The sequence below is a fragment of the Angelakisella massiliensis genome (genome assembly GCF_900104675.1).
Taxonomy (GTDB): Bacteria; Bacillota; Clostridia; order Oscillospirales; family Ruminococcaceae; genus Angelakisella; species Angelakisella massiliensis.
Map to the genome: position 1 here is coordinate 890,355 of NZ_LT629945.1, position 14,449 is coordinate 904,803.

The following is a 14,449-nucleotide window of genomic DNA, read 5'->3' on the forward strand; positions in this document are numbered from 1 at the left end:
TTGCGTATTGCGCCCCAAAGCCTGTGTCCTCCAAACCCGGAGCCATTCTTCCCTGCGGCCGGAAATCCGGAAATATAAAATGATAACAAAACGGCGTCCCCGGAAGCATTTCCGCTCTCGGGGACGCCGCTGTTCTTATCTTTGTAGGGTGCGGTCTGTTTTCACCCAGACCTTTTCCCTTCCTGGCTCAGACTGTCTCAGGCCGCCTTGGGGGTAGCGTACATGAAGTACTTGAAGCCCAGGGGAGAGGCCCAGGTGTTGTCCACCACAGGGCTGAGCATATAGATGTCGGTGTAGTAGTACAGGGGGCAGAGCATCCAGTCAGCGAAGATCATGTCCTCCGCCTGATGCATCTTCTCCATCCGCACAGCCTGGTCGCCGGTGGACTTGATCTCGGTGATCAGCTTGTCATACTCGGGGTTGGACCACTGAGCATCGTTGTTGCCGCCGCCGGTGATCCACATATCCAGGAAGGAGATGGGATCGTTGTAGTCGCCCAGCCAGCCGTTACGGGCCACATTGTACTCGCCGTTCTTACGGGAGTTGAGGAAGGTTGCCCACTCCTGGGAAACCAGCTCCACCTTCACGCCCAGCTCGCCCCACATGCTCTGGAGGGCTTCGCCGATCTGCTGGTGAGCGGTACCTTCGTTATACAGATACTCGATAGTGGGCAGGCCCTCGCCGTTGGGATAGCCGGCCTCAGCCAGGATCTCCTTGGCCTTGGCCAGGTTGTCCTCATAGGCCTCAAAGGAAGGATCATAATAGTCGCCGCCCACTTCGCGGAAGGACTGGGTGGGATCAGCGTCGCTCAGTGCGGGGGGAACATAAGCGCCGGCGGGAACCTGATCGGCCTTGCCCACGTTGACGCAGATCCAGTCACGGTCCACAGCCAGGATCAGAGCCTGACGGACCTTGGGATTATCCAGGGGAGCCTTCTGAACGTTGAAGCTGACATAGTAGGTACCGATCTGGTCCATGACATAATAGTCCTCATTGGGCTTGAGGGCATCGATCTCGTCGTTGGGAACGGTATCTACAAACAGAACCTCGCCGGTCTTGTAGGCAGACAGCTGGGCCACATCATCCTCCACCAGGTTGAAGCGGATGGACTCCGGTCCCAGAGCCTCCACGTTCCAGTAGTTCTCGTTCTGGACCATGGTGATGTGGGAGCCGCGCTGCCACTCGCTGATCTTGTAGGGGCCGTTGCCGATGTAGGTCTCGGCGGACAGAGCCCACTGCTCGCCATTGGCCTCAACAGTGGCCTTCTGGACAGGCATATAGGTGGGGAACGCAGTCAGCTCCAGGAAGTAAGCGGTGGGAGCGATCAGCTTGACCTCCAGGGTCTTCTCATCCACAGCGGTGACGTTGAGCTTGCCGTCGGCATAGCCGTCGATGCACTCAAACATGTAGGAATAGTCGGCAGCAGTGGCGGGGTCGATGGCTCTCTGCCAGGAATAGGCGAAATCCTCAGCGGTCAGAGGGGTGCCGTCGCTCCACTTCAGGCCGTCCCGAAGGGTGAAGGTATAGGTGAGGCCATCCTCGCTGAGGGTGTAGCTCTCAGCCTGCGCGGGCTGAGGAACACCGTCTTTGTCCAGCGCAAACAGGCCCTCGAAGGCATGGGCGATCATGGTACCGCCGTCCACGGTGGAGTTGAGGGCGGGATCAATGGTGTCGGGATCGGGACCAACGACCACAGACAGCTCCTTGCCGTCCCAGCTGGTAACGGGAGAAACAGCGGCAGTGTTCTGCGCGGCGGAGCTTTCGGCACCGGATTCACCGGCAGCCTGAGAGCTGCTGGAGGCAGAAGTGTTGCTTCCGCAGCCGGCGACGCTGACTACCAGCATCATTGCGGCCAGAAGCAGTGCAAGTTTTTTCATTTCTTTTTCCTCCTGAAAGAGTTTGTTGCCCGCCGGGGATCAGCATCCCGGGCAGGTTTTTCTTTATTTCAAAAGCCATGTAAAAACAACGGCTTTCAAAAACAGACCTTTGGGCGTACCTTTGTCTCAAAATAAGAGGCTTTATCCTCCAGAGGGCCTCAGTTGATCTTGTCCAGATGATGGCAGGCGGCATAGTGACCGCTGGAGACCTCCCGGAACTCCGGCTCCTTCTGGGCGCAAAGCTCGGTGGCATAGGGACAGCGGGTGCGGAAACGGCAGCCGGAAGGGGGATTGAGGGGGCTGGGGACGTCTCCCTGAAGGACGATGCGCTTGCTGGCCCGGCTGGTCTTGGGGTCGGCAATGGGGATGGCGGAGATCAGGGACTTGGTATAGGGATGGAGGCTGTGGAAGATAACTTCATTGCTGTCCGCCAGCTCCACCAGCTTGCCCAGGTACATCACGCCAATGCGGTTGGAGATGTGCTTGACGATGGACAGGTCATGGGCAATGAACAGATAGGTCAGGCCCATGCTTTCCTGCAGGTCCTCAAACATATTGACCACCTGAGCCTGGATGGAAACGTCCAGGGCGGAAACCGGCTCGTCACAGACGATGAACTCGGGACGCACCGCCAGCGCCCGGGCGATGCCGATGCGCTGCCGCTGGCCGCCGGAAAACTCATGGGGATAGCGGTTGGCGTGTTCGCTGTTGAGGCCTACCCGGCGGAGCATCTCAATGATGATCTCCTCTCGCTCCTTTTTGGTGGCGGCCAGCTTGTGGATGTCCAAAGGCTCGCCTACAATATCCGCCACCGTCATACGGGGATCCAGAGAGGCGTAGGGGTCCTGGAAAACGATCTGCATCTTGCGGCGGTAAGGGAGCATATCCACATTGGTGATGTCCTTGCCGTCATAGATGATCTTGCCGCCGGTGGGCTTGTACAGCCGCAGCAGGGTCCGTCCTGTGGTGGTCTTGCCGCAGCCGGATTCTCCCACCAGGCCCAGGGTCTCTCCCTTGTTGATAAAGAAGGAGACATCGTCCACCGCTTTGACATATTTCTTTTTGAACATGGAGGAACCCACATCGAAATACTGTTTCAGGTGTTCCACCTCAATGAGTTTTTCACTCATGTCCGGTCTCCTCCTTTCCGGGCTTCAAATTCCTTCTTCTGGGTCAGCCAGCAGGCGCTGTAATGATCCTCAGAGAAGTGGGTATAGGGGGGCATTTCCCGCAGGCAGATCTTCATGCAGGATTTGCACCGGGGGGCGAAGGGACATCCGGCGGGAGGATTGAGCAGGTCCACCGGCTGACCCTCAATGGGCACCAGGCGTTCATGCTCGGTGGCGTTGAGCTTGGGGATACTGGTGAGCAGTCCCCGGGTGTACTCGTGCTGGGGATTGTAGAAAATATCGTCGGCGGTGCCGTATTCCACGATTTTGCCGGCGTACATGACGGCGATCTTGTCGCACATATTGGACACCACGCCCAGGTCATGGGTGATCATGATGATGGACATACCGATTTTCTTTTTCAGCTCCATCATCAGTTCCAGGATCTGCGCCTGGATGGTCACATCCAGTGCGGTGGTGGGCTCATCGGCGATGAGCAGCTTGGGCTCACAGGCCAGAGCGATGGCGATCATTACACGCTGGCGCATACCGCCGGACAGCTCATGGGGATACTGCTTCAGACGCCGCTCCGGCTCGTTGATGCCCACCAGGCTCAGCAGCTCCACCGCCCGGGCATGGGCCTGTTCCTTGGTCTTGTTGGTGTGGAGGCGGATCACCTCACAGATCTGGTTGCCAATGGTATAAACCGGGTTCAGCGAGGTCATGGGGTCCTGGAAGATGATGCTCACTTCCTTGCCCCGGATGGAACGCATCTCCTTTTCGGTCATCTTGTGGATCTCATGACCGTTAAAGTGGATCTCGCCTCCCACAATACGTCCCGGATAAGCGGTCAGACCCATGATGGAATAGGCGGTGACCGATTTGCCGGAACCGGATTCTCCCACGATGCCCAGTACGTCTCCCTGCTCCAGCTGGAAGGAAACGTCATTGAGGGCCTTTACTTCACCGGCAGGGGTGAAGAAGGAGAGGCGCAGATGTTCAATATTCAGCAAAGGCTGGTTGCTCATAGATATTCACCTCTCCTTTCGTCAGTTTTTCAGTTTGGGGTCGAAGGCGTCCCGCAGACCATCACCCAGAAGGTTGAAGGACAGAATGATCAGGGAAATCATCAGCGCGGGGATCAGCAGCCGGTGAGGATAGGAGCTGATGCCGCCGATGGCCGCCGAGGCCAGAGAGCCCAGGGAGGTCATGGGAGCGGCCACGCCCAGGCCGATGAAGCTGAGGAAGCTCTCGGTAAAGATGGAGCTGGGGATCTGCAGGGTGGTGGTGACAATGAGGGTGCCGATGCAGTTGGTCAGCAGATGCTTGCGGATGATATGTCCGCTGCCCGCGCCCAGGGCCTTGGCGGCGGTAACATACTCCTGCTCTTTGAGGATGAGGATCTGGCTGCGGACGATCCGGGCCATACCCACCCAATACAGCAGGGCAAACACGATAAAGATACATACCAGACCCACACCTACCGTCTCAATCCAGCCAAACATGGCAGGATAGTCCGCCGCCAGCTGTTTGAGAGGATACTTGAGGGTAACACTCAGCAGAATGATGATGAGGATATCCGGCACGGTGTAAATGATATCCACCAGACGCATCATCATCATATCCACCTTGCCGCCGAAGTAGCCGGCGATGGCGCCGTACAGCGAACCGATAAACAGGATAATGACACTGGCGGTAATACCTACCAGCAGAGAAATGCGGGTGCCCATCATCACACGGATCATATAATCACGGCCCATGTTGTCGGTACCCAGAATGTGGGGAAAGGTGGAAAGCCCCTTGCTTTCCGCCAGGGCCAGGGCCTTTTCCGGAATAGGCTCCATCATGCCCAGGTTTTCCCGTCCCCGCAGCTGCTCGTCATAGGAGTAGGGATAAAAGATGGGCAGTATAAAGGCAAAGATCATCACCAAGATGATGACTACCAGGGAGACCATGGCTACTTTATTTTTCAGCAGACGGCGCATTCCGTCCTTCCAGAAGCTGACGCTTTCCCGCATCACCACCAGGCTTTGCTTTTCGGTCTCGTCGGCGGGCAGGAAGTCGGAAACATCCAGCTGCACGCTCAGGGGATTCTTTTTCATTTTTTCCTGTTCCATTTTTTCACCGCCTTACTTCAGTTTGATCCGGGGATCAATGAGCTTGTACACGATATCCACGATGACGTTCATCATGATGATGAGGAAGGCCAGGAAGATGGTGGTGCCCATGATCAAAGGATAGTCACGGCTGGTGATGGAGCCGATGAACTCGCTGCCCAGCCCCGGGATGGTGAAAATTTTCTCAATAACAAAGGAACCGGTGAGAGTATAGGCCAGCAGGGGACCCAGATAGGTGACAACCGGCAGAATGGCGTTGCGCAGGGCATGCTTGAAGAGCATGACAAACTGGCTCAGGCCCTTTGCACGGGCGGTGCGCATATAGTCCTGACCAAGGACGTCCAGCATACTGGAACGCATCAGCCGGGAGATATAGGCGGTGGGATAGAAAGCCAGGGCGATACATGGCATGATGTAACTGAGCGGCCCGCTCAGGCCCATGGTGGGCAGCCAGCCCAGCTGAACACCGAAAGTAACCATCAGCACTGTGGCCATAACAAAGCTGGGGACGGCAATACCGCAGGTGGCCACCACCATAATGATGTTGTCCAGAGGCTTGCCCCGGTTGAGAGCCGCCACAGAACCCAGGGGAACGCCGATGAGCACCGCTCCGGCGATGGCGATGCCGCCCACCTTGGCGGATACGGGAAAACCGGTGGCAATGATATCATTGACCTCCAGGCCTCTCTTTTTCAGAGAGGTTCCCAGGTCGCCGTGAATGAGACGCTCCATATAATTGACGTACTGTACCGGCACTGGCTGATCCAAACCGTATTTAGCCTCCAACGCGGCCAGTGTTTCAGCAGACGGAGCCTTCTCGGAGAGGAAGGGCCCGCCAGGGACGAGGAACATCAGGAAAAAAGTGATGGTCGCCACCAGGAAGATGGTCACAATGGCGGAGAGCACTCTCTTGATGATGAATTTGCCCATCTGTAGTCACTCCTTCGTTTTTCATTCCCCCCGGACCGCGTCCTCAAGGGGTTTTGTGCTTTAGACAAAAACACACGGCCGCCGGTGTCCCGGCAAAGCCGTTGTCAGGATCGCTTTTATGCATAATCAGGAACCTGTTTCCGTCGCAAGCGTGTTACCGTGTTATGATACCCGATTTTCATCTTCATGTCAATTTTCAACAATTTCCTTTCATCAGCCAATCCGCAGAAAAACGCGCCAAAATCTTCATGAAATAGACAAAATAAGGCCATTTTGACGTTTTAGGGTGGATTTTTTTCCTTTTTACCAAAAATCTTTTCCAGATGATTTTTATGGAAGACTTATTTTGAAAGTGGAAAAAAGAAAGTTAGAATCCTCCATTTGCACACAATATAAATACATATTGTATTCCTACAAAAGAATTATACAAGTATACACTGTGCCAACCTGCAAATATACAAATTGTCAGTAACCCTGTCCGTCACGCGGCAGGCATTTTACTTTTTTTACCATTATCTTTTTTGTGCACAAATATCATTTTATGCAACCACAAACTATGCAACATAACAATTTTGCAAAAAATATCTTTTTTGTACAAAAGTGGTTTTCCTTTTGTATCATATATTTCACATTTTCCCAGTGTCCATGTGGGAAATACAACTCTCTCCCATTGCCTTTTCACCAATGTTCTGCCTTCCAGAAGAGTGTGCTTTATCCTGCATTGTAAACTTTATTTTTATTTTATGTTGACAATTAGGACGGAACATGGTATATCTATGACAAAGAACTTTCATTGCATATGGAAAGGAGCATCACTCTCCATGGAACATTCCACCCAGAATAAAACCCGGCAGATGGCTGCCTGTGCCCTGTTCGCCACACTAATGGCTGTGTGTTCTCAGATCCAAATCCCATTGCCTATGGTGCCCATCAACCTGGCCCTGTTCGGCGCCTATCTGGCAGGAGCAGTGCTGGGGCCCCGGCTGGGAGCCCTGAGCGTGACGGTCTATGCTCTGATGGGCGCGGTGGGCCTGCCTGTTTTTGCGGGGTTTGCCGGCGGCCTGGGCACCCTGCTGGGTAAAACCGGCGGTTATATTTTAGGCTATATCCTCACCGCCTTTTTGGTGGGACTGCTGACGAAAATTTGGGGTCACAGCTTCAAGGCTCTCATTCCCGCTATGGTTCTGGGCTGTCTGGTGTGCTACCTCTTTGGAACTGTGTGGTTTATGGCTGTCACCCGGTTGGGATTGTGGCAAAGCCTCATCTACTGCGTATTCCCCTTCCTCCCCGGGGACGTGGTAAAAATCCTCCTGGCCGCTGCCGTAGTGCGCCGCCTTCAGCAGCCTTTGGCCCGTATGGGTTGGAGCTGGTGCTGAAAAGATCTTCCTTTCTCCATGGGATTGGGAAAAGATTTTCCACAGAAACGCCCATGTCCTGTTGAAAAGTTTCCTTTGCCGAAATATATTAAAAAACCGGTCCCCTTCCTGCAAACTCACTGGAAAGGGCGCCGGTTTTTCACCTTCAGGGGGCTTATACAAACTTGGAACTTGTTTTTTTGTTTACCGCCCCCCCTGTTTGAAGCGTCGGATTTTACCTCCCAGTGAGCGCAATAGGCGGCAGGATGATTCAACAGGGTTGAAAACAAGCTGGGGGCGGCGTTTACCCGCCGCCCCCTTTGGCCGCCTTGTGCGGCCATTTTTCCACCCAAGCAGCGAGTGGATTGTCCGGCTTTACCCGAACAACCGGCGAGCGGGCGATACCACTTCTGCCAAAACAGAAGCAGAAGCCATTCCTCCATCCGTTCCCCTTAACACTGAAAGATACCAGCCAAAACAGCGGCAGGCACTTTCTCGGACTAACCCACTCGCTATTGCCACAACAATGGGATTCCAAAGGGACGAGTCCCTTTGGGCGCATCCCCTACAGTACAAACTTATGGTCAGCGTTTACCTGAAAAGAAGAACCGACTGCTGCCCAAGCAGCGAGTGGATTGTCTGGCTTTACCCAGACAACCGGCGAGCGGGCGATACCACCTCTGCCAAAACAGAAGCAGAAGCCATCCCTCCACCCGTTCCCCCTAAGACCGAAAGGTACCAACCAAAACTGCGGCAGACTGTTTGCCGGACTAACCCACTCGCTGCGGCCACAACAATGGGTTTCCAAAGGGACGAGTCCCTTTGGGCGCATCCCCCGTGACACCAGCTTCCGCCCGGCAGACATCCGGGACAGAGAGCAAATTCCCCAAAAGGAGCGAGTCCCTTTGGGCGCAACTTTTCCCAAACAATTGAAGGGCCCTGCAAAAAGCAGAGCCCTCTTTTTTTATTTCAGATTATATACTTTTCGTAAACAATTTGTGATTTTTATACATATAGTTTATTCCAGACAGTACCGTAGCTACTACCACCAGCACCATTCCCACCTGATAAATCAGGGTGAGGGGACCACCGATCATCATTTCCAGAGAAGCCAGCCACCGCAGCAGCAGGGTATAGACGATCCAGAACATTTGCAGCACTGTTTTGACCTTGCCCCAAATATCGGCGGCGATGACCACTCCTTTCTCCACGGCGATCAGCCGCAGGGAGGTGACCATAAATTCCCGGGCCAGGATGATAACGATGACCACGGCGGGAACATCCTGCACCTCCACAAAGGAAACCAAAGCGGACATCACCAGCAGCTTATCCGCCAGAGGGTCCATCAGCTTGCCGAAGTCGGTCACCAGATTCCGCCGCCGGGCAATCTGCCCATCCAGGGTGTCGGTAATAGCGGCCAGAGCAAAGGTGAGCAGCGCCAGCAGCTCATTGCCGGGGACGATATCCCACAGCAGAAAAAACAGAAACAGCGGAATCATGATAATCCGCATCATCGTCAGTTTGTTGGGCAGATTCATTGCCGTCTCTCCTTTCAGCGGGCCACACCCACCAGATCATACTCCCGGCTGCCGGTGATCTCCACCGGTACCAGCTGTCCGGCAGACAGCTTTTCCTTGGATGTGAAATAAACCCGTGTATCAATGTCGGGGGCGTCCATATAGCTGCGGCCATAATAACGGCCTCCCTGGCGTCCCTCCACCAGCACATCCAGCACCTTACCCTTGCAGGAGCGGGCAAACTCAAAGGCAATATCCATCTGCAGCTCCATTATCCGGTCGGCCCGGTCGGCCCGAACCTTGGGATCGATCTGATCCTCCCGCTCACCGGCGGGGGTATCCTCCTCCTGGGAATAGGCGAAGCATCCCAGCCGCTCAAACCGGGCCTCAGTCACCAGCTGGCACAGCTCCTCAAAGTCCTCCTGAGTCTCTCCGGGGAATCCGGCGATCATGGTGGTGCGGATCACCACACCGGGGATCCGCTCCCGCAGCTTTTTCACCAGGGCGAGGATGGTGTGGCGGTCCCCCACACGGTTCATCTCCCGCAGGACCTTGCCGCTGCCGTGCTGTACCGGGATATCAATGTACTTGACCACCTTGGGCTCTTTGGCGATGGCGTCAATGAGCTCATCGGTGATCCGCTCAGGATAGGCATAGAGGATACGGACCCAGTCCACCCCTTCCACCTGGCACACCTGATGAATCAGCTCCGGCAGCATATATTTGCCGTACCGGTCCAGACCGTAGCGGCTGGTATCCTGAGCCACCAGGTTCATCTCCCGCACACCCCGAGCCGCCAGACGGCGCACCTCGGTCATGATGTCCTCCATGGACCGGCTGCGGAAGCCACCCCGGATCAGGGGAATGGCACAATAGCTGCACCGGTTGTCGCAGCCCTCCGCCACCTTGATGTAGGCGAAATAGGGGGGATTGGCCAGAATCCGCTCTCCTTCCAGCCCCAGGTCCTCCTTGGGTCCAAACTCCACCACCCGCTGTCCTTCCAGGGCTTCCCGGATGGCCTGTACGATATGGCTGTTTTTGCCGATGCCCAGCACCACATCCGTCTCGGGGATCTCCTGCGCCAGCTCCTGCTGATACCGTTCCGCCAGACATCCGGTGACCACCACCGCCCGGAGGCGGCCTTCCTCCTTCTTGCGGCAGTACTCCAGAATGGTATCGATGGATTCCCGCTTGGCATCCTCAATAAAGCCGCAGGTATTGATAATGACCACGTCACAATGCTCCGGGTCCCCCACTACCTGCCAGCCGCCTTCCACGATCATAGCCATCATCAGCTCGGCGTCCACCTGGTTTTTGGAGCATCCCAGAGAAATCATTCCCACTTTGATTGGATTCATCAGTTCTCGTTCCTTTCCCCCTGTCTTTATGGGAACAGGGTGTTGTTTCTATTCTTTGGTCTCAGGGCTTTTCCCGGGAAATAAAACCGGTCCCACCCTGTCAATCCTCTTATCAAACATCACAGCTTGCCACTATCTGAAAAATAAAACATCCCTCTGCGCGGAATCCTTATTATGGACCCGGCGCCCGGAAGGAGAAAGCAAATCCCTTCCCCCATCCATGAAAAAAGCATTTCCCAAACGCCCCGGACATGGGGATTTTCCACCGTTTTTTCCTTTGGCTGTGAAAAACAGGAGAACAGCTCCCCATCATTCCAGCAGAAGCGCCTTGCAGATACCCATCTGCTCCCGGAGCCAATAGGTAGGCAGCAGACCCCAGGGGGTTTTGGATGGAAGGCCGGTGGGCTCCAGCCCCACGCGCCGGGCGTAAAGCTGCCCACGCAGCTGATGAAAACCATCGCTGACGATCACCACCTGAGGACCCAGCCCAGCCTGTTTAAGCAGGGGAGCTGTCAGCTCCAGATTCTCCCGGGTGTTGGAGGACTGGTTTTCCACCAAAATCCGGTCCGGGGAGATCCCATGCTCCTCCAGCCAGCGGGCGGAAACCTCCCCCTCGCTGCAGGTTTCCCGGTCCCCTTTGCCGCCGGTGACCACCACCATGGCCTCAGGCTGCTGTTCCAGGTAAGACAACGCCTTTTCCAGCCGGTACCGAAGCATCCGGGAAGGCTGGTCCCCTATGGTCAGGCATCCCAACACCACCGCTGTGGCCTGCTGTCCCTGAACAGGGGGATGAAACCATCCCGCCTGAATCATCACAATGGAAAACAGTCCCTCCACCGTCAGCCCCACCCCCAAAGCCAGAGATAACAGCCGGTGAAGTATGGGAGCGGCTTTGCTCTCCTTCAGCCAGCGCCTTAAAGCAGGCAGGCGGGAGGCCCGGTCAGGAGACAAAAACAGCACCTTCATCCACAGCGCCAGAGCAAAAAGAAGCATCACTGCCACGCCGGGATGAAAAATGCCATAAAATACAGGGGGAATCAGGCCAAAAAACGCAGCCAGTATCCCTGCCCCTTCCCAAAGGCGGAGGAGCCGGGGCGCGGCGGACTTCTGCTTTACGTTTCCTCCCATTCTTCCTCCTCCAGCCGCTCCAAAGCCTGTCGGATCACCCCCAGGGAAAAACCCTGGCGCTGGAGGGCGGCAATGGTCTTGCGCACCCCGTCGCTGTCTAAAAGGCGGGAGCGGTACTTCTTCTTCACCAGACGCAGGGCCGCTTCCAGATCGCTGTCCCCGTCAAACTGCTCCAAAGCCTCCTCCACCGCCCCGGGGGGAAGCTTCCGCTTCTTCAGCTCCAGCCGCACCCGGCTCAGGGACCAGCCTTTGAGGTTCACCAGATCCCGGGCCAGACGGGCGGCATAGTCTCCATCATCAATGAGATCCAGCTCCTCCATCCGCTCCACTACACGGCGGGCAATCTCTCTGTCCCAGTGGCGGCACAGCTTTTCTTCCAGCATCCCGGCACTGTGGGGAGCGTAGGACAGCAGGGTGAGGGCTTTGTCCTTGGCGCTGTAGAACTCATCGTCCAGGCGCAGCTGCTCCAGCTCCTGGACGGTCATCTCCAGCCCAGCCTTCACCTTGGAGGTCTTGTAGATGTCCGGATGGATGCTGAACAAAAATTCCCCATCCACAAACAGGGAATACCGTCCCCGTTTGGTCTTTTCGATCCCTGTAATGGTCATACCTGAGCCTCCTGTCCGTATTTTTTTATCATACCACAAAACCGGACCGGTGAAAAGGCGGAGGGGGAATTTTACAGGGGTCCAAAGAGGGAAGGAAAATGTTTTTTACCCTTAAACAGGTCCCTCCTTTGCCCCGCTCAAAAGGCTTGAAGGAAAAAATTTCCTGTCTGGGGCTCCATTCCCGTGGGGACTTGTCTCAGGATGCTATGTAGATGGGCTTTATCATTTTGAGGAAAAACGGCAAGCTTTCAGGGACAAAATAAGGGGAGACAAAAACCATCCGCTGCCGGCATCTGTGCCTGATGGTTCTGCCATGGTCCCTTCTGCCGGAGGAGAAAAACCGAAGCATCCCTGCTGGTCCTGCCATCTGCTGAGGAGCGTATTCAGCCTGTGAAAATATATGGCTTCTTCATATGTTCAGCGCCCCTTTGCCAAATAAGGAAAGGAGCGCTCAGACTGTAGAAAAACCTGTTTTAAGGAACAAATGAAATTCAAAATCATAAAAATCAGGACATGAGCCTGATTTTTATACCACGACCCGCGCCCACTGGGGCGCGAAACCGGGGGTATCGCCGCTGGTTTCGTCAGGAACCAAGCGGCGTATCCAGGGGGTATTGGATACCCCCTGGAAGCGTGTCGAACTTTTTCGACACGCTCAGCGCCCCTTTCCTCATTTGGGAAAGGAGCGCTGAGCCGTTCGTGGGTCTGTCAGATGTTTTTGTCCCGGGTCATCTGCCCCGGTCCGCCACGGCGTCCTCCCGGAACAGCATGGAGATACACCATACACCCGCCAGCGCCACCAGCGTATAGATGACCCGGCTGAGCATAGCTCCCTGGCCGCCAAAGAGCCAGGCCACGGTGTCAAACTGGAACAGGCCGATGCCGCCCCAGTTGAGTGCGCCAATGATTACCAGGATCAAAGCGAGTTTGTCCAGCACTTTCTTCACTCCCTTTCTGTGTCCGCTGGGGACAGGGCTCGGAAAAACAACAAAAAAGCGGTTTTTCCCACCGTTCTTTCACGTCCGGGAAATAAACGGGACGGGACAGGACGGCTCATTTATTGTATGCGGTGAAGAATTGAGTATACTCGCCTGCGGCTGGCAAAGGATTCCGGCAAATTTTGAAATTTTTGCGGGAATCTGCTCTATGCTTTCTTTTCTGGATTTATAAGGCCGTCAGAAGTCTTCACAAAGTTTTTTCCAACAGCGTACCATTTGCGGATATTCCCATTATTTCAGCAGACGGGACGCTGCCCATCAGCCCTTTTTCGGCAGAACCGAAAAACAGAAGGGAACTTGTGGTGTGACAACACAAAAGCCATACCGTTTTTGGTGCTGAGAAAAGTACCAAAGAAAAGGTTTCTCACACCCCGTCGATTTCTATCTTGCGGCGGTTGCCCTCGTCCAGCAGCCGGTACACTTCCTCCCGGTCCCCCCGGTCTATGGCCTGCCGCAGCTGCCCCAGATGGAGGGTCAGCTGGTCCATCTCCTCCAGCAGCGCCTGACGGTTCCACAAAAACAGCTCCGTCCACATGGCCGGGTCCAGCCGGGCCACCCGGGTCAGATCCCGGTAGCTGCCGGCGCTGTAGCCGTGATGATCCGGGGCGGAGGGGCTTTTGATATAGCAGTTGGAAACAGCGTGGACCAGCTGGGAAGTAAAGGCGATCATCCGGTCGTGATGCTCCGCCGTGGTCACCTCAATGCGCCCAAAGCCCAGGGCGGTGAAAAACTCAGAGGCTTCTTCCATGGCCTGAGGCGTGGAGGCGGCGGTGGGGACCAGGATCATGCTGGCTCCCCGGTACAGATTGGTGAGGGCGGCGTCATAGCCGGAGCGTTCCCGTCCCGCCATAGGGTGACCGCCGATATAGACCAGACTATGGGCCAGGCACAGCTTTTCCAGCGTGGGACAGACCGCCTCCTTGACGCCGCACAGGTCAATGACCACACAGCCGGGCCGCAGACGGGAAGCGTGGGCGGCGGCAAAATCCATCGCCTGCCCGGGGAACAGCGCCAGCAGCAGCAGATCCGCCTGCCGGAGCCCTTCCCAGTCATTGGCTGCCTGGATGGTGGATTCCTCCAGGGCGCGGTCACAGACCTCCTGACGCAGCTCATATCCCAGCACCCGTGTTTGAGGAAGGTACTCCCGTACTGCTTTGACCATAGAGCCTCCGATCAGGCCCAGACCAGCCACGGCAATGGTTTGATACATAAAGATCCCTCTTTTCCCGCCCCTTTGGAGGAGGCGTTTTTCGTTTCCAAAACCCCTCTTCTGATAAATTCCCCCCTGTAAGCAGGCAGCGGAAAAGGGTTCGGATGTAATGGTAATACTATAATCTTTCCGGGGACGGTTTGCAATGACCGGAAAGAAAAGACTTCCCTGAATTTTTTGCCGGAGAACCATTCCTGACCGCTGCGGGAAAAGATGAACCTGGCCTTCCCTTGTCCGGTTTC

At 55.5% G+C, this 14,449-nt stretch carries 12 protein-coding genes; 1 reads left to right on the plus strand and 11 read right to left on the minus strand.

What is annotated here, in order from left to right; genetic code table 11:
* Positions 1–197 precede the first annotated feature (197 nt).
* The 5 genes from BQ5383_RS09510 to BQ5383_RS09530 form a co-directional block, all read right to left on the minus strand.
* The gene (locus BQ5383_RS09510; protein WP_071431450.1) at positions 198–1,877 is read right to left on the minus strand and encodes a peptide ABC transporter substrate-binding protein; all 1,680 of its coding nucleotides are present in this window, start codon (positions 1,875–1,877) and stop codon (positions 198–200) included.
* Between the two features lie 158 nt (positions 1,878–2,035).
* Entirely contained in the window at positions 2,036–3,007 is a 972-nt protein-coding gene (locus BQ5383_RS09515; RefSeq protein ID WP_071431452.1) for an ABC transporter ATP-binding protein, read from the minus strand.
* Complete coding sequence (locus BQ5383_RS09520; protein ID WP_071431454.1) at positions 3,004–4,014, minus strand: ABC transporter ATP-binding protein; 1,011 nt, start codon at positions 4,012–4,014, stop codon at positions 3,004–3,006. Before BQ5383_RS09520 ends, BQ5383_RS09515 begins: the two co-directional genes overlap by 4 nt.
* A gap of 21 nt (positions 4,015–4,035) precedes the next feature.
* Entirely contained in the window at positions 4,036–5,103 is a 1,068-nt protein-coding gene (locus BQ5383_RS09525; protein WP_476726761.1) for an ABC transporter permease, read from the minus strand.
* Positions 5,104–5,115: 12 nt separating this feature from the next.
* Positions 5,116–6,033: an ABC transporter permease gene (locus tag BQ5383_RS09530; RefSeq protein WP_071431456.1), complete on the minus strand. Its 918-nt coding sequence runs from the start codon at positions 6,031–6,033 to the stop codon at positions 5,116–5,118.
* Positions 6,034–6,854: 821 nt separating this feature from the next.
* Here BQ5383_RS09530 and BQ5383_RS09535 point away from each other — a divergent pair.
* On the plus strand, positions 6,855–7,409 hold the full coding sequence (locus BQ5383_RS09535) for a biotin transporter BioY (RefSeq protein ID WP_071431458.1): 555 nt from the start codon (positions 6,855–6,857) through the stop codon (positions 7,407–7,409).
* 953 nt (positions 7,410–8,362) lie between these two features.
* Here the strand turns inward: BQ5383_RS09535 and pgsA are convergent.
* The 6 genes from pgsA to BQ5383_RS09575 form a co-directional block, all read right to left on the minus strand.
* Entirely contained in the window at positions 8,363–8,926 is a 564-nt protein-coding gene (gene pgsA, locus BQ5383_RS09545; RefSeq protein ID WP_071431462.1) for a CDP-diacylglycerol--glycerol-3-phosphate 3-phosphatidyltransferase, read from the minus strand.
* Between the two features lie 14 nt (positions 8,927–8,940).
* Positions 8,941–10,263 carry a 30S ribosomal protein S12 methylthiotransferase RimO gene (gene rimO / locus BQ5383_RS09550; protein ID WP_071431464.1) on the minus strand — a complete coding sequence of 441 codons (1,323 nt, stop codon included), beginning with the start codon at positions 10,261–10,263 and terminating at the stop codon, positions 8,941–8,943.
* A 309-nt stretch (positions 10,264–10,572) separates the two neighbouring features.
* Positions 10,573–11,391, minus strand: a complete 819-nt coding sequence (locus tag BQ5383_RS09555; protein WP_071431466.1) for a YdcF family protein — start codon at positions 11,389–11,391, stop codon at positions 10,573–10,575.
* Positions 11,376–11,999, minus strand: coding sequence for a regulatory protein RecX (locus BQ5383_RS09560; protein ID WP_071431467.1), 624 nt, complete (start codon positions 11,997–11,999; stop codon positions 11,376–11,378). The genes BQ5383_RS09555 and BQ5383_RS09560 overlap by 16 nt, the downstream gene beginning before the upstream one ends.
* A gap of 728 nt (positions 12,000–12,727) precedes the next feature.
* The gene (locus tag BQ5383_RS09565; protein ID WP_071431469.1) at positions 12,728–12,937 is read right to left on the minus strand and encodes a DUF378 domain-containing protein; all 210 of its coding nucleotides are present in this window, start codon (positions 12,935–12,937) and stop codon (positions 12,728–12,730) included.
* Positions 12,938–13,361: 424 nt separating this feature from the next.
* Positions 13,362–14,207, minus strand: coding sequence for a prephenate dehydrogenase (locus tag BQ5383_RS09575; RefSeq protein WP_071434999.1), 846 nt, complete (start codon positions 14,205–14,207; stop codon positions 13,362–13,364).
* Positions 14,208–14,449: the final 242 nt, after the last annotated feature.